Annotated in this window: 25 protein-coding genes; 5 read left to right on the forward strand and 20 right to left on the reverse strand. The window is 43.7% G+C overall.

What is annotated here, in order from left to right:
* Window positions 1-44: 44 nt before the first annotated feature.
* Complete coding sequence (locus tag ACQQ6X_RS02695; RefSeq protein WP_305167938.1) at window positions 45-1,079, reverse strand: alpha/beta hydrolase; 1,035 nt, start codon at window positions 1,077-1,079, stop codon at window positions 45-47.
* A gap of 1,989 nt (window positions 1,080-3,068) precedes the next feature.
* Between ACQQ6X_RS02695 and ACQQ6X_RS02700 the strand changes: the two genes are divergently transcribed.
* Both ACQQ6X_RS02700 and ACQQ6X_RS02705 read left to right on the forward strand, forming a co-directional pair.
* On the forward strand, window positions 3,069-3,191 hold the full coding sequence (locus ACQQ6X_RS02700; protein WP_305168000.1) for a hypothetical protein: 123 nt from the start codon (window positions 3,069-3,071) through the stop codon (window positions 3,189-3,191).
* A gap of 10 nt (window positions 3,192-3,201) precedes the next feature.
* Window positions 3,202-3,513: a GNAT family N-acetyltransferase gene (locus ACQQ6X_RS02705; RefSeq protein WP_326403672.1), complete on the forward strand. Its 312-nt coding sequence runs from the start codon at window positions 3,202-3,204 to the stop codon at window positions 3,511-3,513.
* 283 nt (window positions 3,514-3,796) lie between these two features.
* Here ACQQ6X_RS02705 and ACQQ6X_RS02710 read toward each other — a convergent pair whose 3' ends face one another.
* Complete coding sequence (locus tag ACQQ6X_RS02710; RefSeq protein WP_305168001.1) at window positions 3,797-4,930, reverse strand: fibronectin type III domain-containing protein; 1,134 nt, start codon at window positions 4,928-4,930, stop codon at window positions 3,797-3,799.
* Between the two features lie 230 nt (window positions 4,931-5,160).
* On the opposite strand from ACQQ6X_RS02710, the gene ACQQ6X_RS02715 reads away from it, so the two are divergent.
* Window positions 5,161-5,904: a site-specific integrase gene (locus ACQQ6X_RS02715; protein ID WP_430493529.1), complete on the forward strand. Its 744-nt coding sequence runs from the start codon at window positions 5,161-5,163 to the stop codon at window positions 5,902-5,904.
* 499 nt (window positions 5,905-6,403) lie between these two features.
* Window positions 6,404-6,625 carry a helix-turn-helix transcriptional regulator gene (locus ACQQ6X_RS02720; protein ID WP_058830676.1) on the forward strand — a complete coding sequence of 74 codons (222 nt, stop codon included), beginning with the start codon at window positions 6,404-6,406 and terminating at the stop codon, window positions 6,623-6,625.
* Window positions 6,626-6,961: 336 nt separating this feature from the next.
* Here ACQQ6X_RS02720 and ACQQ6X_RS02725 read toward each other — a convergent pair whose 3' ends face one another.
* From ACQQ6X_RS02725 to ACQQ6X_RS02745, 5 genes are all read right to left on the reverse strand, one after another.
* Window positions 6,962-7,333 carry a LytTR family transcriptional regulator DNA-binding domain-containing protein gene (locus tag ACQQ6X_RS02725; RefSeq protein ID WP_305168003.1) on the reverse strand — a complete coding sequence of 124 codons (372 nt, stop codon included), beginning with the start codon at window positions 7,331-7,333 and terminating at the stop codon, window positions 6,962-6,964.
* A gap of 11 nt (window positions 7,334-7,344) precedes the next feature.
* Window positions 7,345-7,467, reverse strand: coding sequence for an AgrD family cyclic lactone autoinducer peptide (locus ACQQ6X_RS02730; RefSeq protein ID WP_155617185.1), 123 nt, complete (start codon window positions 7,465-7,467; stop codon window positions 7,345-7,347).
* 8 nt (window positions 7,468-7,475) lie between these two features.
* Window positions 7,476-7,991, reverse strand: coding sequence for an accessory gene regulator ArgB-like protein (locus ACQQ6X_RS02735; protein ID WP_305168004.1), 516 nt, complete (start codon window positions 7,989-7,991; stop codon window positions 7,476-7,478).
* Entirely contained in the window at window positions 7,984-8,622 is a 639-nt protein-coding gene (locus ACQQ6X_RS02740) for a hypothetical protein (protein WP_305168005.1), read from the reverse strand. The genes ACQQ6X_RS02735 and ACQQ6X_RS02740 overlap by 8 nt, the downstream gene beginning before the upstream one ends.
* A 121-nt stretch (window positions 8,623-8,743) precedes the next feature.
* Complete coding sequence (locus ACQQ6X_RS02745; RefSeq protein ID WP_305168006.1) at window positions 8,744-9,076, reverse strand: YolD-like family protein; 333 nt, start codon at window positions 9,074-9,076, stop codon at window positions 8,744-8,746.
* Between the two features lie 166 nt (window positions 9,077-9,242).
* On the opposite strand from ACQQ6X_RS02745, the gene ACQQ6X_RS02750 reads away from it, so the two are divergent.
* A complete protein-coding gene (locus ACQQ6X_RS02750) occupies window positions 9,243-9,650 on the forward strand; it encodes a hypothetical protein (protein WP_305168007.1) in 408 nt (135 codons plus the stop codon).
* Between the two features lie 494 nt (window positions 9,651-10,144).
* On the opposite strand, the gene ACQQ6X_RS02755 is transcribed toward ACQQ6X_RS02750, so the two are convergent.
* From ACQQ6X_RS02755 to ACQQ6X_RS02815, 13 genes are all read right to left on the reverse strand, one after another.
* Window positions 10,145-10,699: a phage holin, LLH family gene (locus ACQQ6X_RS02755; RefSeq protein WP_305168008.1), complete on the reverse strand. Its 555-nt coding sequence runs from the start codon at window positions 10,697-10,699 to the stop codon at window positions 10,145-10,147.
* 2 nt (window positions 10,700-10,701) lie between these two features.
* The gene (locus tag ACQQ6X_RS02760) at window positions 10,702-11,475 is read right to left on the reverse strand and encodes a M15 family metallopeptidase (RefSeq protein ID WP_305168009.1); all 774 of its coding nucleotides are present in this window, start codon (window positions 11,473-11,475) and stop codon (window positions 10,702-10,704) included.
* The gene (locus ACQQ6X_RS02765; RefSeq protein ID WP_305168010.1) at window positions 11,444-11,893 is read right to left on the reverse strand and encodes a phage holin family protein; all 450 of its coding nucleotides are present in this window, start codon (window positions 11,891-11,893) and stop codon (window positions 11,444-11,446) included. Before ACQQ6X_RS02765 ends, ACQQ6X_RS02760 begins: the two co-directional genes overlap by 32 nt.
* Window positions 11,894-12,004: 111 nt before the next feature.
* Entirely contained in the window at window positions 12,005-16,552 is a 4,548-nt protein-coding gene (locus ACQQ6X_RS02770; protein ID WP_305168011.1) for an LPD38 domain-containing protein, read from the reverse strand.
* A gap of 4 nt (window positions 16,553-16,556) precedes the next feature.
* Window positions 16,557-16,937 (reverse strand): glucosaminidase domain-containing protein, encoded by a 381-nt coding sequence (locus ACQQ6X_RS02775; RefSeq protein WP_305168012.1) that lies wholly within the window; start codon window positions 16,935-16,937, stop codon window positions 16,557-16,559.
* Between the two features lie 32 nt (window positions 16,938-16,969).
* A complete protein-coding gene (locus ACQQ6X_RS02780; RefSeq protein ID WP_305168013.1) occupies window positions 16,970-18,580 on the reverse strand; it encodes a hypothetical protein in 1,611 nt (536 codons plus the stop codon).
* A gap of 61 nt (window positions 18,581-18,641) precedes the next feature.
* On the reverse strand, window positions 18,642-19,250 hold the full coding sequence (locus ACQQ6X_RS02785; RefSeq protein WP_305168014.1) for a 2,' 3'-cyclic nucleotide 2'-phosphodiesterase: 609 nt from the start codon (window positions 19,248-19,250) through the stop codon (window positions 18,642-18,644).
* A 64-nt stretch (window positions 19,251-19,314) separates the two neighbouring features.
* The gene (locus tag ACQQ6X_RS02790; RefSeq protein ID WP_305168015.1) at window positions 19,315-20,172 is read right to left on the reverse strand and encodes a hypothetical protein; all 858 of its coding nucleotides are present in this window, start codon (window positions 20,170-20,172) and stop codon (window positions 19,315-19,317) included.
* A gap of 10 nt (window positions 20,173-20,182) precedes the next feature.
* A complete protein-coding gene (locus ACQQ6X_RS02795; protein WP_305168016.1) occupies window positions 20,183-21,583 on the reverse strand; it encodes a hypothetical protein in 1,401 nt (466 codons plus the stop codon).
* Window positions 21,580-22,137 carry a hypothetical protein gene (locus tag ACQQ6X_RS02800; RefSeq protein WP_305168017.1) on the reverse strand — a complete coding sequence of 186 codons (558 nt, stop codon included), beginning with the start codon at window positions 22,135-22,137 and terminating at the stop codon, window positions 21,580-21,582. The genes ACQQ6X_RS02795 and ACQQ6X_RS02800 overlap by 4 nt, the downstream gene beginning before the upstream one ends.
* On the reverse strand, window positions 22,134-22,274 hold the full coding sequence (locus tag ACQQ6X_RS02805; RefSeq protein WP_305168018.1) for an XkdX family protein: 141 nt from the start codon (window positions 22,272-22,274) through the stop codon (window positions 22,134-22,136). Before ACQQ6X_RS02805 ends, ACQQ6X_RS02800 begins: the two co-directional genes overlap by 4 nt.
* Entirely contained in the window at window positions 22,271-22,630 is a 360-nt protein-coding gene (locus ACQQ6X_RS02810; protein ID WP_305168019.1) for an XkdW family protein, read from the reverse strand. Before ACQQ6X_RS02810 ends, ACQQ6X_RS02805 begins: the two co-directional genes overlap by 4 nt.
* Window positions 22,630-24,285 carry a pyocin knob domain-containing protein gene (locus tag ACQQ6X_RS02815; protein ID WP_305168020.1) on the reverse strand — a complete coding sequence of 552 codons (1,656 nt, stop codon included), beginning with the start codon at window positions 24,283-24,285 and terminating at the stop codon, window positions 22,630-22,632. Before ACQQ6X_RS02815 ends, ACQQ6X_RS02810 begins: the two co-directional genes overlap by 1 nt.
* Window positions 24,286-24,288: the final 3 nt, after the last annotated feature.

Here is a 24,288-nt window from a genome sequence, read left to right on the forward strand (position 1 = left end):
TTTCTTTTATTTATACAATCCTCAACATATAGAGAGTAGTGCCTCTAATGATCGCTGCTTGTTTTAGCAACGGTTGACCGGGAATAATGAATATTAGAGATGAGCTCACGGATGACTTGAATGACAAGCTCTGGTTGATCGTGGATAATCATATGCTCGCTTTTTTTGGCAATAATAAATTTGCTGTTGGTAGAGATGCGGAGCATCTCGCGCTGCCCTATTTGCCAGCTTTGTTCGATCTGATCATTTCCACGCTTACTAATACCAAACTGAGTCAAATCTTGCTGAATGCCCCGGGCAATCACACGCACAGGAAGGTTACCCAAATGCTGGCCGCGTATGGCATCTTCGGTAGTGCTCGCCAGATCACCCTCCTCGGCAACAGAGCGGAAGTACTTGGGGGAAGCAACAATATTCACAAAAGATTTTCTATCTCGATACTCCACCCGTCCGTTTAGCATAAAATTGGGAAACAGACGGAAAGCCCCTGCTTTTTCTAGGAGAATGGATATGAGCGGCGAGGGATTGCCCTTAGGTCGTTCTTTGGCATAAATCTTGTTGGTCCGGCGAGCATCATTCTCAGGCCTAGCATCCACTAGAACCAGTCCTGCTACTTCGTTTCGGTATGTCTGTGCATAAAGCCTTGAGTACATCCCCCCGAGAGAATGACCTACAAGGATATAAGGAGGTTGGATGTCTGCATTCTTTAGAGCAGTATGAAGCTCCCGAACGATGTTTTCCCCGGTGCGTGGTGTATTTGCCTCCTCGCTCCATGCATAGCCTGCCCGATCATAAGATACAACGGTAGCGAAGGATGACAGCTTCTCGGGAATATCCCTCCAAGACAGGCTACTTTCCCCGCTTCCTGATTCAAGCACGATCGTCGGAGAGCCAGCACCTATTTTACGAATATGCAGACGATAGCCTCCAGCATCGACCATTCTCCCCAGAGGAGGATATTGCGATTTATCATATTTGGATGCAATCCCCTCATATACAAACCCAGAGATAACGATAAGCAGTAAGCAAGAGATAGTCCCAAATACAACCTTCGTCCAGGTTCGCCTTCGTTGTTTCATTTAGCATCTACTCCTTTGCAATGTCATTATTCAGTTAATCAACAACTATTTCATATGAAGTATTTTCCTTGGTGGGATTGGGCTTGATGAAAATATCATATAACCATTCAATTGGAGTTCCGTGATATCTACCTATTCAATTATTAAAAGCTGCTGGGAGGAGTGGCTCGAGTGTTTCTTATCTTTTATACCCATCCTTTCTTTGTCAAAACATCAATATTAAAGAAAAAATGAATGTACATTTAAGAACCAATTGAACAAAAGGCTAGGGCGTAGTTAAAAACATAAACATTGCAAAAGCAATATATTAAAAAAACACTTGCATTTAAAATTGTAGAATGATATACTCTAATTCCGGCCAAGAAATATAAAGGTTGCGAGCGAATGAACAAAAAAAGATTTGAAAAAAATGCTTGCAAAGTTGGTTCGGACATGATATGATATAAGAGTTGATGAGGCGATGAGCTGATTCAAAAAAAAGTTTGATCTTTGAAAACTGAACAACGAGTGAGTAAACTGATTTTGTTCGCAAAATCAAACATGAGATATTTTATCTCGTCAGTTTCAAAATGAGCTAATCGCTCTTTCGATAAACCAGCTTCGGTTAAGAATAATGATATGACTACATTCCGTATAATAGGAACAAAGTAAAATTTCCATACGCATGAAATTTCGGTACAATATAAGCCCGATCCCTTTGCGGGCTTTTCTTTTAACACAAAAACGGAACATACGTTTCCATTCCTTTTAATAAAGGAACCTTTGTAGAACCGACCAAGAATACTTTCGGTGAAATTATAGAGAACTGGCTCAAAGACAAAAAACTCGGTTAAACATGGTACATGGAAGTCTTATGAGTGGTTAGTAAACACGCACATCATTATCATGAATTACTTCTACCCAAATTATCTGTAAGCTCTATCAAGAAGGTTAAACCGGGCAGTAGCCTGGGGAGTTATCACACAGAATGTTGCTTCGTATGTAGACTTGCTCCAAGGAAAAAAGGAGAAGCCTCAAAGTGAGATACTTGCACTTCCCCGAGCAGAGGTAGATTTACAGAGGTAAACGGCCTCAGTTCGACAAGCTTATACCATTTCTGAAATAGAACAACATGTTCTTCCGAATTTCCAAGAAGCGGTGTTAAAAAACATTGGCGATTCAATTACAGGAGAGAGCATTAGCACTGAAGAACCTACTTTACTAGACTAAAGGGTAGAAGAATGCTCGCTTCAAACGAAAAAGCGCGACCTCCAAAAAGCTTGGAAGCCGCGCTGTGCTTGAGTTTTATAGAATACTGGTGAAGGGAATTGAACCCCTGGCCTACGCATTACGAGTGCGTCGAAATAGAGTTTTGATGGGTTTTACAAAGCTCCTATAGCCTACCCAACAATAAATAGGGTTCCGCCAGGTATTACAGATATCCGTATTTCGGTAGAAGATTTGGTAGAAGAAAATAATTGAGCAACAAGACGAGACTGATGTCTAATGCTCTCTAAAGCACCCTTCTCCGTCTCCTGCGAGCATGATATCTTTTGATTGCGATCCTAGCCCTCCAGAGGACGATATCCCGTAGTGTAGAATTATCCGCCCCCATAAATTTAGGTATCTGCTCTAAAACAAGCAACATAACCTTTATGTCCTCTGTGCACTTTCCCATCTTTATCTCCAGCCCTTAATAGCTGGCATCTTCGCGGCCTGCTGAAAGCATGTAGAATGAACGGCGACGTTAAGCTAACGGGTGTCATAGCCTAACAATAATCAATCACATCCACTTTGACGGTCACACCGTGGTTATAGTGATCTCGCTAAAATAATGTCATAATCAGGATGAAGAGATAAAAGAATTTGCGGATTGTCGTCTGAATTTATATACCAAAATACGATTTTATGGAATCAGCCTCTATAAAGTCAGTATCCAGTATATACTAGGGCGTTGATACCCTTCGACAATACTTAATGAATTTCCACAATCGATTGGAGGTAAAGATCATGATTAGAGCTGCTAAAATGGAAGATGGGAAAGGTATATCCAGACTATTAACACAATTAGGTTACCCAGATACCGAATTTTTTATTAAAGATAATATGGGAACGGCTTCTTACTCATCCTGACGAAGAATTAATGGTCTATGAAGATGAAGGGTGTATCGTTGCCTGTATTTCGATACATTTTATCCCACAATTAGGGATAAGAAGAGATACCGCATTGATTAGTTATCTTGTTGTTGATTCCACAATTAGAAGTAAAGGAATTGGAAAAAAGTTAAAGGAATTTGCCACTGCTTCTGCTAGAAAAAGGGGATGTGAGAGCATCCAAGTTCATTGTCATTCCAGAAGAATAGATGCTCACCGATTTTATGAGCGTCAAGGTTACAAAGAGGCTCCTAAGTACTTTTCGAAAAGGTTAGACAACTACGGATCAAACACTCGCTAGAAAATAAATTTGTCAGACGATAAGAAGATATAAATGGCAAGAGAAGCGCACGGAAATAATTGAACTAACGGGAAGCGTTAGTTCAATGAAACAGATGAAGCAGCGACAGTCTAGGGCATATTTTCTCGTCCTGGCCTACCGTTGTTTCTTTTATTGTAGTTATCAAAACTTTATTTTCTGCGAACATTTAAAAAGTGGACTCAGAGCACCTTGAATGCACATCTGTAAGCAATTTTTCAACTAAAAAGCTCTGCCGACCTTAAGGTTAGCAGAGCTTTTTAATTTATTTAGAGTATTCACTTACTTCAAACGTTAGGATACGATCATACAGCATATAATCCTTCCGGCTGCTGAATGGACCTTTGTTGTTATCATGTTTATTAATGGCATATGAAGCCGATCCAGAACCACCTTGCTTGCCCTCATACCATGAGATAAAGTCATTGACCTCTTTCATGCTTAGGTCGAATTCCTTCTCTAAGCCAGTTGTCATAGTAACTACAAGGATTGCGCGGTTGCCTGATGGTGATTGAGGATTAGTAGGCTCACCAGTCGATGGTTCACCAGGATTTGTTGTACCAGGTTCGCTCGGATTACTTGGCTCTCCTGTAGAAGGATTGTCAGGAGTTGTCGGCTCAGTTGTTTTAGGTTCATTTGGTGTAACTGCAACTTCATTAGAGATAACCATCTCAGCTCCGTTAATAATAGCTATAACCTGAAAATAATATACTGTTCCATTAGTCAGATTCGGGACCACATAATTGCCATCCACATCCTTGGTTACTGTAATAGACTCTGAATATTTACCCGATTGCGTACCGTAATTGATCTTATACTTAGCAGCATCTTTAATCGGATTCCAATTCAACTTTGCTGATGAATCAAGTGGTTGACCTTTGAGATCGATTGGTTCATTGATGCCAAGAGTTATCTCGTTAATTGCCAACCAAGACGCACCTCCCAAAGCGTCAACTTTGATACCATCATATGTACCCTGTTGAACTTTAATAGGCGGCGTTATTGTATTTGTAGCAGATAAAGATTGAGTAACTTGTTCGCTTATTTTTTTCCATTCTCCTTCAACGAGTCCGTAAATTGTATATTTTATATCTCGTGGTGGCGTAGCATTAGTAGAGATATGAATAAAATTTATTTCGACTGGGCTAGGGAATCTTAACTCAATATTCCCATTTTCCCCTCCGGCATTCCATGTTGTTTTAATACTTCCGTCTATCGCATTGCTTGCCACTAAATTGTAATAGGTGGTACTTCCTTTTGCTGTAGTGCCTGTTGGAGGCGAGAACCCTAGCATTCCCTCAACTGTTTTGTTTAGTGTTGCTGCATGTGTTGCTGATGGTAGTAACATGATGTTAATTAGAAAAAAAGTTAGAACGGTAGTCAAAAATTTCTTTGACATGATTATTAGCCCCCTATGAATATCTTGTATATCTATAAAGATAGATTGACACTCACATATTGTCTAAACATAAACTTGCTTATCTATAAATATAATCTAAATATTTGCATATTTATTTTTTATTGGGCATTAAAAAGACCACAACATTTCATGATCTATACCATAGAACTCTGTTACCCAAATTGTCTGTTGGGTCAATAAAGAAAGCCCATGTTTTAATTATAGACGCATTGAATCGAGCAGTGACTCGGGGGATTTTAACTCAAAACGTGGATTCTTCTGTTGCCCTACCTCAAGGAAAAAAGAAAAAATTTGAAGTCTGGAATGAACATCAATTAAAGATTTTCCTCGATGCTGCATCGGAAGATCAATACTTCATGGCCTTCGAGCTCGCCGCCTCTACTGGCATGCGTCAAAGTGAAATACTTGCGCTACCCCGATCTGAGGTAGATTTAAAGAGGAAAACGGCCTCGGTTCGACAAGCTTATACCATTTCTGAAATAGGACATGATCTTGATGATACTAAGAATGATAGCAGCGTTCGCTCCATCGCACTGTTTGCTAATACCGCTAATTTTTTGCAAAATCACTTTAGAAAGCAAAAATATGAGCAAGCCAGAAATAAGCTATACAATGATTCAGGCTTAGTAATTCAAACAAGTGTGGGAACGCCTCTCGGCCCCCGCAATCTTATGAGACATTACTATCGTATTTTGGACAGAATTGTAAAGGAACATCCCGACTTTCCTCGGATTCGTTTCCACGATCTGCGACACACTCATGCAACACTACTTCTCAAAGCTGGTATCCATCCAAAGATCGTTCAAGAGCGACTTGGACATTCGTCTATCAATGTAACTCTGGATACCTATTCACATGTTCTTCCGAATCTCCAAGAAGCAGTGTTAAAAAACATTGGCGATTCAATCACAGGAGAGAGCATTAGCACCGAAGAACCCACTTTACTAGACTAAAGGGTAGAAAAATGGTAGAAGAATCCTCAGTTTAACAAAAAAGCGCGACCTCCAAAAAGCTTGGAAGCCGCGCTGTGCTTGAGTTTTATAAGATGCTGGTGAAGGGAATTGAACCCCCGACCTACGCATTACGAGTTTGTAGCGACAAGGTTTAGCAAGTATTAATAAGACCCAAAATTCTTGATACATTAGGATTTTGGGTCTTTTAAGTATCATTAAGTAACACTGTGTTTTCCTAAGTATGTTTGCAATTTCGTTTGCATTTTTAAAGACAAACGTCTGAGATCAAGTTTTCAGAAACAACTCTGACTTTAGACGTTTCTCCTGTTCCCTTTGTTTTAAAGATCGCTTCCGCTATCAGGGAAATGTACTCGTCTTTAATATCTTTTTTTATTATAATTGTGTCGTGATCCATTCGATCAACTCCGTTGAAGTATTGTTTACTATCAGTCATTTTTCCTGTATACTCTCTTGTGAATCATTCTCAATGAGGTGAAACATGGCGGCTCCTCAACCTGAACCAGGGAGAAGCCGTTTGCCTGAGTTGCTAAAAGCAAATAGAATGAAGCAAGTAGATCTTGCTAATTACTTGGGCGTGTCTCCAGCTCTTATCTCGCGAATAATTGCTGGGGAACGTCTTTTTTCTTATCCATTGGCAGCTAGAGCAGCATTTAAACTTGGATGCACAATGGAAGAATTGCATGAATGGGACTTGTGTTAGGGCAAACGGTTGTGGGGTATCCCCTCCCGCTGCCATAGAAATTTACTTAAAGTCAATTTTTTTATCTTTTTATAAACGGAATTTTGTTTCATCTCCAAATGAATAGAAACACTTGTTCTCATTATACCTCATGTTACCAATCGACTCAATGGATTTAATCATCGCAATTCCCTCCTTTTTTTTAATTTTAATTCAAAACCTTTCACCTATATTAAATCCCAATATTAGGTGGTTTGGCAACATAAATTCGTCCCGCTGAACTCCTGCCATTTAACGACTTTATTCGACATGACATAGCTTGATTATCGACAAAAAAAGACCGCTTTTACCTGCGGTCTAGAAAAATACGACATTTGGATTCAACACCTCAAGTCTGCTAATCGCTTCATCATATCTGTTATGAGCGATTTCACACCTTTTAGATTTCTTTGTAATTTCTTCTTCGAAATATACCTCTTTAAATAAAGTGTTGATTTTAACAACATTGTCTGCATTAAAAATATTGCTTCTATCTGCATATACAAAATTACTACTTTTGTTTAAAGCATTCATGCAGTATTTTAATGGACCTGTCATGTAGTATTTGTTATCTTCGGTATGTACTACAAGACGATCGATGATACGTTTGTAACTTATAAACCATATTGAGTCAACCGGCAAATCAATATACCCTGATAATCCTTCGGCATCAGATGTTACGCTTACCACAAAAACGCCCCCTATTCAAACAATTCTGATGGCGGTTCCGGGCTGTAAATAAAAGCGATGCTTGCGACACTTACAGTTAAAACCGCGATTGAAGATAATACTGTCGCCAACTTAGAATATATATTTTGGGTCATGTCCTTAATCACCTCCTTAAGTTAATCAGCGTCAAAGATTGTGCTAGGATGCTTATTGCTATAAATGGATCAGTAAACCAAAGATTAAATCCTACAAGAATAAACGCAGCTACTTTTAGAGCAGGAAAATACTTTGGCGGTATACGGGTCTGTTTTTCTATCCCCGCTGGAGCAAAAAATAAAATTAGAATCATACTGATTCCTGTTGCAATCATAGTCCATTTGTGGTCCAAAGTTATGAACGATAATCCAGTAAACAGAAGCGTGGAAACAACTACGCAACCCATACCGCTTTTAAGGTGTACCCCTCCTGTCATTTGTCTCAAGATAGCAAAGGTGATCATTATAGTGAATACTTCCCCTGCTTTACCTGTTAGCAAGGCTATTATGATCGTTGCCACAGTTATAAAGACTATATTAAGAATCGCTGCTACTGCATGTTTCAAAACTGGCACAGAGGCCGGGTGATCTGGTACCACACTCTTTATATGCTGCGCCATCCGCAAGGCTAGTGGCTCAATCATCTTTAGAAGACAGCTCCTCTCTTTCTTTTACCACTGCATAATACAGAAACAATCCCGCTACAAGCGCGAGAACCAATATAATAAACAGAAGGTTGTTGTAAAACATAACAGTTGCAGAAGCGATAAGCCCAACTATTATCAAAGCAATTACTGCTATATGCTCCCATGCGAATCGTAACCGTTCAAATTCTGCTGTGAATCCAATTTTGAATTTAAGTAGTATCCAGACAAAAAAGAAAGTCCACGCGCTTGTGACTATTTGAACGACTGTCCCGGCTGACGAATACTGCATATCCTCTGTGAAACTACCGAAAAGAGACAAAATAACAAGAGCCTGAAACGCAGTGTAGATAAACATTCCTGTCATAGCCATAATCGCTGCCCACAATATAGGCACTCTAACCACAGTTGTAATAAGTAATATAAATATTATCGTACTTATTGCAGGAACCATGAAGGATAGAGACATTTGTTCTCTCAGAAAAAAACTAATGAGGTTCATAATCAAAAAAGAAAACAAGCCCGGCCATAAAAATTCAAGAGGTTTAAGCCTATATATTGATAACATTAAAGAAAATGCCGCAAACGATTCCACGCTTGAAAATAATAAAAACCTCACCGCTTCCCACATTACATATGCTCCTTCACAATTGGTAACAAATATGCTTTTATTCTATATTTGTTATCTGTTATAGGCAATGTAATTACCAATCTATTTGGTAATTTTTATGTATTATGTGAGGTAATTATTTTCAGCCTGCGGATATAATATCCTCCAGCTTAATCCAACTAAAATCATCTTCCCCACGAATCAGTTTTACTTCCCTACGCGCGGTGTTAATTGACGTAACTACACCAGTCATAACCGTATCGTCAAACGGGCTAAATACGGTCACCGTGACGGCGTTGCGTGAGTTGTAAGAGTCTATTAAAGCCTGCTCAATCAATTGCACTTGCTGGTCATCCAATTCTGGTTTACCGCGCCGTTGACGGTCCTTCATGAGCTTCAGGTATGCTTCCTTGTGTTCCGGTATGATAATGCGTGAACTTTCCCATAAGCCGTTCTCTTCGAGTTTTTTAGACATGTATGTAGCCTCCTGATGTATTATGTAGCAATTATAACACGAACATATGTTCCTTAAAACACTTTGTTTGTTGGGGAATCAATCCTTTAAAAAATACAAAACTCATTTACAATTAACCTAAAATACTTAATAATCTTATTCATCTACAGAATAAGTAGGCAGGTGAATGAATTTGAAATTTATAAAACCCAGAATCACGATAGAAAGTATCAAAACGCTCACTCCAAAACAAGTAGAATCATTTCATGAAATGGTATTTTGGGGTGATCCGCAACCTGGCGAAGTATTTTACAATTTTAAAACCGATTCAATTCACACATTGACTTCCGATACCGATGAAAATGGTGAATTTGCTTTGGTACATGAAAATGGGGTCTGTTATGACTTCGAATCTTGCTTGCCTTTATTTACCGTCAGCCAGCTTTTAGACCTTGTTACATTTGATGCAAGCTTTGAAATGAGATATTGGGGAGGCGGTTGGCTTATTATTTATGATGGAGAATTTTATGAAACCAATAAGAAAGAGGATTTGGTAGATCTTCTTTTTGATTTACTCAAAACAAAATTGTATTAAATAAAAAAATCCCCAGAACAATCCCCGGGGTTTGAACATTTGGATATAGTCAAGAAAGGCAATCCCATTGCCTGTATAGTTTCAGTATGATAACATAAGAATATAAATAAGGGAGGCGCAACCCTCCCCTAGAACAACGAAATGTGCCTTCACAGCGCGCATTTGATAAACTGGTACCAAAACCCACCGTAGGCGGTCAACCTTTAGCGGTGGGTTTTGCGTTTGTTGCGTCTCAACCTGATCCATCGATAAAGCTTACGTCCACTAAACCAAAGGCTCAGTAGCGTGGCAATTACTTTCAAGACCAAGTAAAGCGCAGCAAATGCAGTCATGGCGTCACCCCCTTTCGGGAAGCTGCGCCGTGACCCCCACCCGTTGTCCAATCCAGATTATACCACAACTTCTCTATTATGAGGTGTTTTTTATATCAGCCCAGCCAACCAATCGAGGTAGCTGGGCTTTGGTTTTACTTACTGACTGTATTCGCGTTAATCTTATTCAGTAGTAACAGGTGTTTGTGCTGATTCTGCTGGTGCCAGAATAGGCTCAGACTGCACCTGAACAGGAACAGTATTGGATACCTCTGCCGTAGCCTGTGCCAAGAAATCATTAAGCTTTGCAGCCAGACCAGATACAGCTTCCTTAGCTGCTACCTTTGCTGCCTCCTCATTTGGCTGTGCTTCAGTAGCGAGTAGCGATTTTGTTTTGGCCTTATACTCCAGATATGCTTTCTCAACGGCGGATCGAATCTCTACAGCCGATACAGTAATGCCCTGTTCTGCCAAGCGCAATGTAGTATACTGCAATGCCTCCTGAAGCTTACGTTCTCCTCCAGCTTCTTTAAATGCTGTTTGAGCAAAAGCAAATCCCTCCCCAGCAATTTTATAGATTACTTCCCTCTGTGCCGCCGTTGTACGCGCTTCTAGCCACACGTTAACCTTAGCTTTAAGCTTATTCAGACCTCCTAAGACAAACGCTGTAAGCACACCCGCAGCGGCTGTGACGATGGTATTTACATAAGGCTGTACAGTTTCGATAATTGTTTGCATGATTATTTATCCCCTTTCGTTTTGAAAATCCCGGATCGATCAAGCATCGTGACCATGCGGTAAAAGTCATAAGATCCATCATTAGCTGTATCTAGAACACCTGCGGCCTTGGCGTTGATGCAGGCTTGTTCAGCCCACGTGGGTATTTTGGGCTGTTTGGCCGCTGTCTCCAGTGTCTTGATGCGGTCAGCCTGCGCCTGCACTGTTTTTTGTAGTTCCTTCAACGTTGCTTTTTCTTCTATTGTCATGGGTTCATCATCTCCTGTTTTGTTAATCCTGGATAAAACTGCATCAATCTGTGCCTGCGTAGGCCACTTACCTGCTCGATACTGTGCTGTGCTCAGGCCAAATACTATTTGTAGATGCGGCAAGTCGGTGAACGTTTTCCAATCGCCTCCCCACTCAAAGCCCAGTTCCTTAGCAATAGTCACAACCTGCATCCAGTCCGCTTTATGGTCTGCATTACCATCCCTTTGGGTATCCCAGCTTACAGATCGTCCGTCAGGCAGCAGTAAGGAAAAATCAATAGCCACACCAAAATTGTGATAGCTGGTCCCGCCTTTGGCGTTCGTTACTTTTGGCCCCGGCTTGGTCCGTCCCTGTGCGTAAAGCTCATTTTGCTCCGCTATGGTCCGTAGACCCTGTGTGATTACGATAGGTATACCTAAAGCAAAGGAGCGCTCTATAAGGCGCTCCGTGGCTGTGCGGACGACAGGTAAAAGTCCCTGTAAACGCGTGGCAGATTTACTCTTTACCAACTCCAGTGTTATCGTCACTACCGTTTCCCCCTTTACCTTTCAATACCTCAACCGCCTGCCGGATCACTGGTGGTATTGGCGCTCCAAGCCTGCCTCCATTCTCAAGAATCGAAAGCAACTCATTTGCCATATAAAAATAAGCGACCGCATCCCTGAATAGGTGCGAATCGCCTAAGACTCCATCAATTAGATGGGATACTGCTACCATTGTAAAAATAAATACCTTTCGAGCGATACCAATGAGACCAATCTTGCTTTTTAACCCGGGTCCGGTACCCTTCTTACCTTCTGCGCCAGCGGCAAATAGTCCGGTCACATAATCAATAATGACCAGAGCAAGTAACACCCCCAATACTCCCGACCACCCACCGTAAAAATACGTCACAGCGCTGCTTCCTAAAGCAGTACTGAACTTAAAAACCTCCCACTTATCCACCTTGCTTCCCCCGTCTCTCTTAGTTCAGGAAACTTTTCCTGAGCTTTGTCAAAATCATTTAGACAACAAAAAGAGCGCGTCATATACGCGCCCAGTATCACCTCCCCCCACTTAGTAAGGGACTTTGCCGCGGGCCAGTTCATTTCCGCCCTCAGCCAGATCGTTAATTTGTTGTTGCAGCGCCCGTAATCTTGCGCGCTTCTCCATATTGTTTATAGATTCATCGTCCTGTACAGCTCTAACATCCTTACGAATCGCACTCATTTTCTTGCTAATCTTGTTCAACTTTTTACGCAGCGAATCATCATACCAAGCGGGAGGCTTCCGCAAATCAGAATCAGTATTTATCTGGTCTAGCTTACCCTTGTATTTGTAAAACTCTGTGCTGATATCGTTTGAGAAAACCGGGTCTGCGGTTACTTGTTGTGTCAGAGCATCGCCAAAGTCACCACCCGGTGATAAAAGCGGTTGCCCAAACTGACCAACGAAGCCTGTATATTGACGAGCCAGGTAATCCAGTTGCTTAGGGCTTGTGCCTGTTTTCTCTCCCAGCCAAGTAGCGATCTTGGTCGTTTTAGCATCAGTCTGTAACTCAGGCGATAGGTTTTGCAGATAGCCTGGAACAATTGGCGAGCCGGAAAAGGTTTTGTTTGCAGCTAGGTCTGAGACAGGGCCGAGAATTGTTTCACCACCCACCCCCTGAAGTCGATCAATTATACCGCCCTCTTTCAGTGCACCTTGTACCCCGGGCGGGGTAAATGTGGTACGGATACGGTCGGCAAAATCCCTAAAGGCTGCCGGATCATCATCCTTAAAACTGCGAAGCAGGCGTTCTGGAAGATCTGAAAATAGAGTACCAAGTTCTTGCGGTTTGGCTATCTTAATAAACGTGCCATCTCCCTTAGGAATCAAGATGAATGAATCCTTTACCCGGTTACTTAACTTCTGGTAATTCGGATCATCATGGTTCCACATATAAGTTAGAACGCTTGGGATTGTAAGGGCCAACACAGCTTTCACAGTTGCTTTCGCAGGATTGTCCTTGTAAACTCGGAAGAATTGATCTAAACCTTGTAAAGCTGCGTTCATATAAGGGAATGCCTTATCTAAATCGCGGACCAGTTTCCCCCGGCGCTTGAAGTTAACTGTTACATCTTGGGCAGCAAAAAGAGCTTTTTGAAGATCCTCCGGCGCGCCACCTTTAGCTACACGCTTAAACTCTGCCAAACGTGGTGCAGACTCTACAGCATTCAGTGCGTTTTCATAGGCGTAATACATACGCGGGAGAAAATCTTTTTTTAAGCTCTTAGGCAGGACCGCTGTCTTGCTTTGTTTAAGCAAATTCCGGTCGGCAGCAATTGGAGAGCTATGGCCACCACCTAGCCGCTTGTACTGTTTATACAATTCACCATTACGAAGTATCTGTACAGAAGCGTCAGCCAGATCTACGATAAATCTAACAGGGTTGTTCGTTGTTTTGGAAGCTACATAAGCCTGCGGAATATCTCGAAACAAGTTACGTGTCAGAGAAAAAACAGGGTTTGCTCCAGTAGTTAATGTCTTCATTTTATTGGTCAGCCAGCCGATTGCATCCATAACAGCATTAGCACCCTGCGGCCCGAGTGACGTTACCGCATCAAGAATCTGAGCATCGTGGACTTTTACACGTACTGGCTCACCATTCATGAGCACGCGCACAGTGTCGTCAGTATCCAATCGGTTCCGGTGCAGTCTCGCGTAGTCCTCGTCAAGTGATTGCATGAATTTATCAAGTCCGTTTGCTTCGAGTATCTCCCGTGCTACTTGTTCCTTTGCCTTGTCCCGAGACACAACTACTGTGGCGATATCCTTAAATGCCTCGGCATCTTGATTAAGGTTTTTTACAAACTGCTGCATGACCTGATTACGCTTAGCCGTTTTTACATAGGCATCGACGTTTTCTATCGTTGCCTCAATAGGCGAAATGATTTTCCGCTGAGATCCACCCTTGCTGTAGCCTTTGACCGGATTGGACTGATTACCGTATCCTTGCTTAGCCTTGCCGCCTGCACCATTGCGTTTCTCAAGAGATGTAAAATAACGCTTGTTTGGTACGTAGTACGGATTCTCACGGAACCAAGCTTCTGCCATTTCTTTGCTGATAACACCTGTATCCACCAGCCACGTATTGACCAAGTTGCGGTTAAATTCATACAGCTTATCAGCCGTCTCAGCAAACTCAGGAAACACTCGTTCATATTCACTCACGATTTTTTGTCCCTTTTCGGGTGTCCACTCTAGTTTATCGGAAAACACCTTTTCGCCACGGTCCCACCGAGTAATAGCATGTTTGTTGATAAGATAGTCTTCAAAGTCGACATAAATATTCTTGCTGGTACGTGACCGTAGTTCTCCACGCGTTCCACTATTTACCCGAGTCGCATTTTTCCCACCAGGCAAAGTAGACAAAACATCTTGTAACGAATCCCCAACCACTTCCCCCGCGCTATTCACCATCTTGTCCGTAACAATTTGTCGGGCAACCATATCCGAACCACGCGCAGCCAGACCAAGTTTATGTGTGCTCTCCGTTGCTGACAATTTCCTACCCAGTACGTCTTCAACCATCTTGTCAAACTTATTCATAGAGTGCAGATCGTCAACCAGCGCAGTATACAAACGGTCAGCCGAACCTTTCAGGCTCCGAGGTTCACGCATCTGACGGGTAACCAATTGCGAACGGGTGGAAGTTGATAACGAGTCATACGGCTTTGTACGGCTGAACGCCGAGATACCCAAGCCTCCGCTATGATCTTCGTACTGTTTTGGCAATACATAGCTTTCATCGGGCTGAACAGGCGAATTCTCAGGCGCGACAGTCTCCTGTCTTGCCCTTGCTGCTTCTTGTCTAGCTTGTCTTGCCCGCATGAACTCTGGAACTGCTGGATCGTTAATATTGAAAGTTTCCTGCTTGTTAATGGACTTATCGTTAATACGGGGCCCTGATGCTGATCCCTCTTGTCTTAACCGGCTCGATACAAGCGGCTCATTCGTAACGCGTAAAGCTGGATCAAACTCCTGCACACCAGCGCGCAAATTATCCCGAGCTGCTGTATAGGCTGCTACTTGTTCATCGAACCCGCTTGTTTGCTTCCATGATGGCACGCGACCTGATTCATCCATAAAGCCGTTATCGACACGTTCTTTCGCCAAGTTATATAAATCCTTATTGCTTGGAACCCGACCATTAGCTTGATAGAAATCTTGGTACCACAACGGATTTTGTGACGTGCGTCCAGTGCGTCCAATAACATCACCATCTGGAGTCCGCTGAAGCTGGCCTTGCGACACCCCACCGCGACTGTCACGAGAGTGTTTGAGGTATTTATACTCGTCAATCACTCTTTGTCCATACTGACTTTCCAGCTCTTGAAGACGTGAGTTAATCTGCTGTATCTCTCCACGACCTTCAGCAGCATTCGCCATGTTCCGGCGTGTCTGTGGCAAGCCCTCAGGCAAATCGAATGTAAATGGATTAGCAATTGCTTCGTCACCTGCTTGCTGGACAGATCGGGCTGTTGCAGAATTAATACGAGCGTCCTTTCTACCCACAGGCAGGCTGAGAATTTCAGACACTTCACTGTCAGGGATGCCATTTTTCTTAAACAGCGAACGCCAGCCAGCTCCGACACCTCTAGCCACTACTTCCCCACCAGCTCCAAATGCTGCACCCATACCGGCATTATGAACCATTTCTCTGCCTGTAGTCTCATCACGGTTGATGCCCATTGCTGTATTTCCAACAGCGCCAGCAGCAGCCCCGCTCAACACTCCACGAGTTAACTTATCCGCAGTCCCGGCACTTACTCCCGGAATTCTTGTGGCTTGTCTGCTAATAGTATTTGTAAGGGCGTTACCAGCGCGTGTAGCAAGTACGCCTTCTGCAGCTTCTAGCGGGGCAGTTATTAGGTTCTGTCCTTGAACACCTGGGGCACCAGGATTAATCCCTGAAGCAGCAAGACCAGCAAGAGAGCCAGTAAAATCTGCTACCTTATCGGCTGTAGCATTGCCAGTTGTAACGTCATAGTAAGGCTTGTCACCTGTTACAAAACTACCCGCTTGCCCAAAAATACGCGAGTTAAACTGTCCTGGCTTCGTATCCAAAAAGAGTTTTGCAATTGCGCCGGATATCGGTCTTACAGGTGCAATTGGAGGAAACCTTTTTATGTCTTGGTCTAAACCGTCCATCCATTGTTCATATGCACTCAATGGTTTGATCGTTTTACCCGTAGCAGCTCTATAAGTGCCTATAGCATCTCTATTTCCTTGGGTCGCCTGTGTAAACGTGGAGTTTTCAATGAAGCCAGGACCAATTATCAGGGATGGAGGCAGCTTGAGACGATTTTTCTCACGTTCAGCCGCCTGTCGTTGCATCTCTTGGCCTGCATAATTCAATCCTCTATTAACAAAGTCCTGTACACCCGGACTTGTTAGAGCGCTCTTAACATTGTCTAATAACGTAGGAGGTGAAATATCGGCAGTACGATTTCGCACAGCCGCGAATTCACTTTCAGCATTAACACCACCTACATTGGGATTACTGGCACGAGCCAACACCCTAGCTTTGGCATCTGCTCCTTGCTTTCTTCGATTTCGCACTGCATCAAATTCGCTTGCCATTTAATCACCTCTTGAACATACTGTAATATTTTGATACCCCACCTACCCAATTGCTATTAAGGTTAGTCGGATCATTACCTGCACCTACGGGTGCGTATTTACGTTGAATTTGCGGAATGGTGGTAAGCCCTTGATCAATATAATTACGTTTCAGATTGGATGCCATTTTGTCGATTCCATCTTGTAAGCTATTGAATGACATAAGGCCATTTTTACCCATCATGCCGCCAACGTTATTGCGGTTTTTTACAGCTTTACTAGTACCATTACCTGTTTCGTGGACGGCTATAGCCGCCAACAAAGCTGGATCAATTCCATACTTTTGTCCAGCCTGTACAAAGACATCTCCATACCCTTTCAATGATCCGCCCAAGTTTTTATTCAACGATGCCCCACTAGCCGTAGCCGTGGGGCTAGTCAGTTTCCCTGGTATAGCTTCTTGTAGTCGTCTATTTCTTTCTTGCTCATGCCCAATGAGGAAAGCACCTGGCGCGTTTCGGCATCGGGCAACCCGGCATCAACAACATTTTGGAACATTTGTTGACGTTGTTTTGAATCTGTGGTTATCTTTGTTCCTTCTTTTACGCTATCTCCATCAGCGTTTTTACCATACACAGGAACCGAATACAGGCCCTTCATGCTCTCCAGCACTTGGTTAGCTGTTAGGCCTCCCTTAGCACCTGATGGATTGGATTGACGATAATCCAAATCAGCCCATTGACGATCATTATCGTCCGCTTGAAGCGCAAGTGTAGCTTGACGGTATGCAACTTGGTTTTGTTCTTGTAAGCTTTGCAAAGCGTAAGTCATACCGAACTGCTGAACGTCTTGGTCAAACTTCATCTTCCATTGTTGATCAGTAATCGCGTCCCTTGCCTTCTGATACGCAAACTGTTGGGCTTGGAATGTTTGTGGTGCATTCGGATTAGCTGCTTGTCGATACAGACCCTGCCAATCACTCTGCGGTGTAACCAGTTTTCCACTCATCTCACTAACTGTATTAGCTGCCTGCTGATTCGCTTGGCGGTTTTGCAGATCCATCTGTTGCCCTTGAAGCGTGCGTATGCCCGGATTCGTTTGACGGGCATTGTTATAACTAATATTCGCTCCATATTTACTTGGGTCGATACCCAAGGCTGACAACTGCGCCCGGATACCGTCTGCTTGTTTCGTCAGGCTGGCACGTTGCTCTGCTGTAACACCTTTAACTTCTGCCTGTTGCTTGAGTGACAATAACTGATCAATTGCCTGTCGGCCTTCTGCCGGCAGATAGTTGCCCGTAAGCTGCGCTTCTGTGATCGGGTTCTGGAAATACTCCTGGTTTTGCAAGCCATACAAATTAGTAAGGTCGCCCATTTTATCTCGCTGAACTCCATAATTAAGCTGCTGAAGCTGCAAATCACGATTGGCCGCATCCTGATACCGTGCATATGACTGCTGCATGAGTTGCGGTACCAGTGTATTCGCTAGGCTCGACATGGTGTTGTCAGCCACTTGATTTGATACCAGTTCGCTATAAGAGGACTTGCCTTGACCATTTGCCCTCAAGCGAGCGTTCGTGTCGGCTTGTTCCGTTTCTATGTTCCGCTTAGCCTCCGCCAAACTGGATGTATACGATGGATCATCCTGTGGATTATAACTCCACGGGTCAGGAGCTTTATACTGAAACGCTGGCTGGTTGTTTATCATGTCATTCATCCGTTGTAACGTCTGTTCCGTTTGTCGTTGTATTGGTGTATACGTGGCCTGTGGTGAGCTCTGTACACTGGTAGCAGCCTGCACCATTGGGCTTGGAGAGGATGTAGGCTGATTAGGAACCTTTACTGGTGCGCTGGTAGGCTTTAAGCTGTTCCATGCATTATTAAATCCCTGTTGTGTCGTCATGGCAGATCCATTGTTAACAGAACCAGCCTTCAAAAAGTTCTTCCCATCTACAGTTACATATCCATTGCTGTATCCAATTCGGCTGTTATTAACCCCCTTATTGTTAAGAGCCTGCCGAACACCGTAATTATTGGTGGTTGCCATTTCGCACCTCCGTTTCTGAGCATGAAAAAAGGACTCTCAATTGAGGGTCCTTGGTAATTATTTATTTACGATAGTTTTTATATTTAGCGAGATTTTCCTCAATCTCAGCTATTTTCGCTTTGTACTCATCTATTTTTTTGTTATTTTCCTCTATAAGTCCCTGCGTGTGTACTAAAGATTTTTTTCTTGATTCTTGAGTAATAGGGTCATTACTGGCTGGTAAATTTGATAGTTCATCAATTCTTTTTTTGAGTTTAACTTGACTGTCTTCTACGTCACTCAGCGATCTTTCCCAAAAAGATTTATCGGATTCAGAGTAGATAATAAGTTTTTCGGATTTGCTTTTTTCATTTAATTGGGTCGGCGCTATATCACTACTATTCGTTGATTTAGGTATTTCAGTAGTATTTCCCGCAGTTATTTCAACAGTTTTTCCTTCCACTTTTAAACTTGCTCCCAAGGAGTCGGTTACAGCTCTCAAAGGTACATGCGCTTTACCGTCAACCACGATGGCATTTTCAACGAGCGAATTACCATTCACCTTGACCGCATATTCCCCTGCTACCTTTTCTCCGATTAAAGATTTGACTTGATCTGCAAATGAGCTACCAGCTGTAGCAACAACTATACCTATCAATATGCCACTAAGTAAATACGACCATTTTTTCAAGAATCATACCCCCTACATAGTATATATGTCCTAATATTACCATCGGTAGGAGGTGCAGTAAACATTATGTTGTCGAACTAGTACCAGCAGGAATGTTTACTGTAGCAACTGTTCTTGTCTGACTAAATAACTTCAGGTTACGACTTGCCGGGTCAAATGCTGCATTCACGATTAATCCATTCACTAGTTCTCCACGAAATTCTCCAATGGAATTTTCCAAATCAGAAATTTTCTCTCTCAGCCCTTCTATATATTCCATCTTCAATCCACTTACTTCCGTTGCATTTTCAAAACTACATGCACCGTCGATATAAGTCTTATCATCGGTAGATTTAATATGAACACTAGCCATATTACCCACATGTAAACCTTCAGCATCACCAAAGATTGAGCCTCGCGGCGAGCCGTTATCCATAAACAAAAGTGCCCCACCATCACTAGACTGTCCAAGCGATAAAGCTTCTCCTCCACGCGAATTATAGCCTGTGAGTCCATCAGGTGTTAAGGTGACCATTGGGTATTGGTCTTCCGATGTAGCAATGTATGCCCCATATATTTCCCCTGCTGTAATTTTACCCATATCGGCTGAAATCGCAGATAACTGCCTGACTTGGATCTTATCAGCTGTCACCGCGTTGGCTTGAATCTTTTCCGAGGTAATCGCGCCTGCTTGGATTTTGTCAGCGCTTATTGCTCCGGCCTGAATCTTATCAGCCGACACCGATCCAGCTTGTAGATTCTTGGCCTGTATACTATTTGCCCGAATGTTATTGGCATCCAAATTGCCATTGATGATGAATTCCAAGTCTTTTGCCATCTTCGCAACCGTGTTGGCTAAGTCCTTTACATACAGTAGCAACTGGCCTAAGTCCTGTGAATCAGGTGGTCCACTCAACCGTGGACTATCACTCCATTGTGCCATGTTGAACCTCCTAATAAAGCGGCAACTGCCGCACTTGTCTGGTAAACTCGTGTATCCGTGCCCATCCGGTTCCTGAAAAGCGAACACGAATCCAGTTTTCTCGCGTGAACTTTGCCACCGGTATAATGACACACCTTACCTGCGGTGACCCACTTCCGCTGATTGAGTTGACCAACGTCCAATCTTCCCCAGTGATCGACGGGGAAACGTGAATATTCATGCTGCCAGACAACTCCACTACCACCCAAAGCTTGTACCAGCGTTGTTTCTGAGCGATTGTACCGCCATTAAACGGCTTTGTTGTTGCACTCCATGCAATAGCATTCCCGGCATCGGTTTGCCCTTCTAAACGCAATACGCGGCCCTGCGCATCGCCCACGTAAAGCTTGTTCTGCATCTGGATAAAATGGACAGCCGGAATGCCGCGCCATAAACTCCACGCCTGAATACCTGGACGCGGATCATACACCAGCAACTTGTCTCCCGGTATATTAAAAAGCATCCGTGTTCCGTCTGTCCCTGCCGCACTTTGATCGGTTACACCGTCTAAATAAGTGCCGACTATATCCGAAAAGCTTTTACTTGGTAGCGTACCGCCGCCGTAATCATATATGCCAGTTTTGTGCATGAAACGTAAGAATCCCTCTTGAGTCACCGTAGCTTTATTAGCTACTGGCCCCATATCCTCCGTAATCAGCTTTGTGTTGAAGTCGGAAGGCAGTCCACCATACAACTCGTGCAAGCTATTTGGCATTCCGATGGTGAGCTTAGTCAGGCTGCCCGTAAGCATACTAATTTGTTCCCCGCGTGAAGACTCCATTTGCCTGCGGTAGCTACCTTCTTCGGTCAGGAAGCTATCCCATACCGTAGGGTTATCCAGCTTGGAAGCCCACAACTCCTTGCCTACTGCACACCATAAACGGTTCTGGTACGTCGTAATGTATTTTCCACTGGCAGGAGACGAACCGCCAAGACCCTGCACGCTGCCACCGTCGTATCGTCGCATGGCATCTACTCCATTGCATCCGATCAGGTTTACCCGGTCAAGGTTGCCTTGGAAGTTCGTAAACGTCCATTCAGCCGATGTATTCAGGCCGCTTGCAAGTGTAGCCCAATCTGAACCGTTCCAGCGCCGCCATGTACCATCGTTGAATACGACATGAAGCTCTCGACCTTCCCATATACCCATACCCAAGACACGGCTACCAGCTTGTCCAATGACCGCATAACCTGGACGCGTTGTGATAGCAGGATAATCACTGGTCGTCATGTTTTGCATATCTGTCAAGAAACGGTCATCAATGGAAAGCGAGTCGTAAGTATTCAACCCTCGAAACTCACGGATAGAAACAGGTGGAAGGATGCCAGGCAAAGGCTGATAGCTTGGACTACCATATTGGATAGGTTTCACTGCACATCACCTGCCTGATAGTTCTGAGCGGCTACATTCCATGCGGACTTATATTGCCCCTCATAGTTAGCAGCTTTAACGCTGTCGTCCTGACTGTTAGCGATATAAGCTGCCAACGCTGGGATATACGTCCAATGGTATTCTTCTGGTGCGTCAGGCTGGCTCCCCAAATTTTCTGTTGTAAAGGTGCTGGTCGCAATTCGTCGGTAACGCAAAAATCCCTGCGCATCCGTATAAGGAGCAGGGTATAAAGTGAGTTTATGAGTATCGTCCGTAAAGTAGTAGGCGTTTTGTGCTGGTGTTACATCCTCACGATCATAGCTTTTGTACTGGAACATACCGATCAGTACCGAATCAATGTTCTTCTGGCGTACGTCAGTAGGTAAAACATAATCCGCTTGAGCAGCAACACAGGTAAAACGCGCTACCTTTGGAATCTTTACCACATTGAAAAAGTCCTGATTGACTGCATTCAGCCAAACAACCTTATCGGCTTGCGGAACCTCGTTAGGAACAAGAAGATCTGCTTCGGCTATAATCTGCGCTAGATTCATGTAAACTCATTCCTGGTGATGGTCTTGTATTCTTCTGGTGTGATTTCTCCAAAGCGATTGGTTTCCGTCTTCACGGCACCTTTGAGTTGTTCCGCAGTCACCCAACGTTGATTAAATGCAAGCGTCCAAAATCTCATGATCCACTCTCTCCCTTCAATGAAATAATTTCTAACCGCGCCGCTGCCAACTCCGCGCCCATATTGCTGAGTAATTCCTGCTGCTGCATCGACTGGAGTTTAATTTGTGCAAGCTCCTGCCCAAGAAATGCATCATTGGTCGGTTGTGCAGAACCCTTTACGATCAGACCGCCATCCGGTGCAACTTCAATCTCCCGTTCTTCGAAAGTCGCGCCTTCAGGTAACGGGTTCGTGACTTGTTCCTCATAAATTGGTTTTCCATCCTTGTCTACACCATTCTGGAGTTGTCGCTTCTGGTAGTCCCAAGGTCCAATATTAATTACCTCACTGTTTAAAACGACACATTCTTTTTTCATTACAGCGCCCTCCATCCTGTGTTGCCTCCACCACCTGATTCTTTAATGTAGAGCGTAACATTAGCTGCTCCGTCCAACCTGCGATAAAGAGCCCCTACGGAAGCAGATAATGAACCCTCTGGACTTCCAAGACCCCTATACAGCCCCACAAGATCTTTCGTATATACGGTCCCATTAGTATCTGAGAAGAACACTTCTCCTGCTGAGTTAGAGATGGCAAAATTCAATAGACTTGGATCGCCATAGCCAAGGTATCCCTTTCGCCCAGCCGGAAGTCCTTGCGGGTAGAACTCTTGATACACTTGATCCTCCCCTACTAGCCTCAAGACTGGTGCATTAGCCGATACCGTGAGAGCATCGGTCTGCCCTCCAGATGTTGTAAATATCTCTTTCCAACTCGTCCACACTGCTGATTCTGTTCTGGACCGGAAGAAAAACCTCAATCCAATAACTGTCATATAAGTTTGTGTGACGTATCCTCCAGGTTCCGCATGCACTACTAATACTCCGTAGGCTGCTGATGGAGAAGGCATATTTGTGTAATTCACTGCCTCTGTGAGTCTATATATCCCCGTATAGATTAAATCGTTTATATTAGTTCCATTTGCTGGTGCAGGGTAGGGATGTACTCCGCTATTTGCCAGGCCATATGCAGAACTTACTGCACTCTCTGTAGCCGCTATATCATCCCGCGTTCCATCAACAGCCTTGGATAGTTGGGTGACACCCTTTTTAGTTAGAGAAGCATCCTGAGTCTTCTCCGCTACAGTTGCACTTAACGCTTGCACTTCCGTATCGGTATACGTCTTCGCTGATGCAATGGCACCGTCCCTGGCTGCATCAGCCTTAGCCTGTGCTCCTGCTTTGGTTTCGCCAGTATTGCGTACAAAATCTGCATCTGTACCACTCATAAGCCCGGATGAACCATTTACAACAGCATCAGGGATGACATCCGTACCACCCGTGATATGAGATGAAGCATGCGGCCCCGGTGTAGCTTCGCCTGTCGCCGTGATCATAACCTTCTTGGCAGCAGGATCAGTCGTAACGGTAATCCCTGTACCACCAGCGAAGTTAATTGTCTCCTGCTTGGAACCCGCAGTCACATCAGCCTGTCCAGGCGCCGTAATTGTAGCAAATGCATTTTGGTTCACCTCTGCAGCTGACTCGATACCATCTAATTTCTTTTTATCCGTAGCAGACATCAGGCCTTTAGTATCTGGTGTTGCTGTTGTTGTTTCAGCTTTGGCATTCCATGCTGCTTTTTCGGCATCAGTTACAAAGCGATTTGATGCATCTTGAGCAATGATTGACGGTGGATGTGTGGTCGGATGAACGTAATTGTTAGCCTTTTCTTCGATACCATCCAGCTTGGCTTTATCCTCCGCAGACTCAAATCCTGGAGTTGTAGGCGTCGCATTTGGATGCGTGTGGCTACCTGGAGCCTTACTATTCCAGTTGTCCTTATCCGATTGAGTAACATGGATAACGGTGTTCTGAACATGTGCAGTGAAGTCGGCGTTCTTTTCATCCGTATATTTTTTGGATTCTTCCTCTGCTTTGTCCGCTTTTGCCTGCGCTCCGCCCGGTGTTTCCCATTGTGGTGGTTGTCCACCAGCAATGTCCGAACTGGTATCTCTCCATGGAAACCGCATAGC

The sequence above is a fragment of the Paenibacillus ottowii genome (genome assembly GCF_050516475.1).
Taxonomy (GTDB): domain Bacteria; phylum Bacillota; class Bacilli; order Paenibacillales; family Paenibacillaceae; genus Paenibacillus; species Paenibacillus ottowii.

Coding starts and splice junctions, on each gene's coding strand:
- ACQQ6X_RS02720 (WP_058830676.1), top strand. CDS start 6,404: ATGGCGGCTCCTCAACCTGAACCAGGGAGAAGCCGTTTGCCTGAGTTG.
- ACQQ6X_RS02810 (WP_305168019.1), bottom strand. CDS start 22,630: ATGAAAAAAGAATGTGTCGTTTTAAACAGTGAGGTAATTAATATTGGA.
- ACQQ6X_RS02735 (WP_305168004.1), bottom strand. CDS start 7,991: ATGATTGAGCCACTAGCCTTGCGGATGGCGCAGCATATAAAGAGTGTG.
- ACQQ6X_RS02815 (WP_305168020.1), bottom strand. CDS start 24,285: ATGCGGTTTCCATGGAGAGATACCAGTTCGGACATTGCTGGTGGACAA.
- ACQQ6X_RS02770 (WP_305168011.1), bottom strand. CDS start 16,552: ATGGCAAGCGAATTTGATGCAGTGCGAAATCGAAGAAAGCAAGGAGCA.
- ACQQ6X_RS02740 (WP_305168005.1), bottom strand. CDS start 8,622: ATGTGGGAAGCGGTGAGGTTTTTATTATTTTCAAGCGTGGAATCGTTT.
- ACQQ6X_RS02800 (WP_305168017.1), bottom strand. CDS start 22,137: ATGAATCTAGCGCAGATTATAGCCGAAGCAGATCTTCTTGTTCCTAAC.
- ACQQ6X_RS02805 (WP_305168018.1), bottom strand. CDS start 22,274: ATGAGATTTTGGACGCTTGCATTTAATCAACGTTGGGTGACTGCGGAA.
- ACQQ6X_RS02755 (WP_305168008.1), bottom strand. CDS start 10,699: ATGCAAACAATTATCGAAACTGTACAGCCTTATGTAAATACCATCGTC.
- ACQQ6X_RS02750 (WP_305168007.1), top strand. CDS start 9,243: ATGAATTTGAAATTTATAAAACCCAGAATCACGATAGAAAGTATCAAA.
- ACQQ6X_RS02695 (WP_305167938.1), bottom strand. CDS start 1,079: ATGAAACAACGAAGGCGAACCTGGACGAAGGTTGTATTTGGGACTATC.
- ACQQ6X_RS02705 (WP_326403672.1), top strand. CDS start 3,202: ATGGTCTATGAAGATGAAGGGTGTATCGTTGCCTGTATTTCGATACAT.
- ACQQ6X_RS02710 (WP_305168001.1), bottom strand. CDS start 4,930: ATGTCAAAGAAATTTTTGACTACCGTTCTAACTTTTTTTCTAATTAAC.
- ACQQ6X_RS02730 (WP_155617185.1), bottom strand. CDS start 7,467: ATGACCCAAAATATATATTCTAAGTTGGCGACAGTATTATCTTCAATC.
- ACQQ6X_RS02745 (WP_305168006.1), bottom strand. CDS start 9,076: ATGTCTAAAAAACTCGAAGAGAACGGCTTATGGGAAAGTTCACGCATT.
- ACQQ6X_RS02780 (WP_305168013.1), bottom strand. CDS start 18,580: ATGGCAACCACCAATAATTACGGTGTTCGGCAGGCTCTTAACAATAAG.
- ACQQ6X_RS02700 (WP_305168000.1), top strand. CDS start 3,069: ATGATTAGAGCTGCTAAAATGGAAGATGGGAAAGGTATATCCAGACTA.
- ACQQ6X_RS02790 (WP_305168015.1), bottom strand. CDS start 20,172: ATGGCACAATGGAGTGATAGTCCACGGTTGAGTGGACCACCTGATTCA.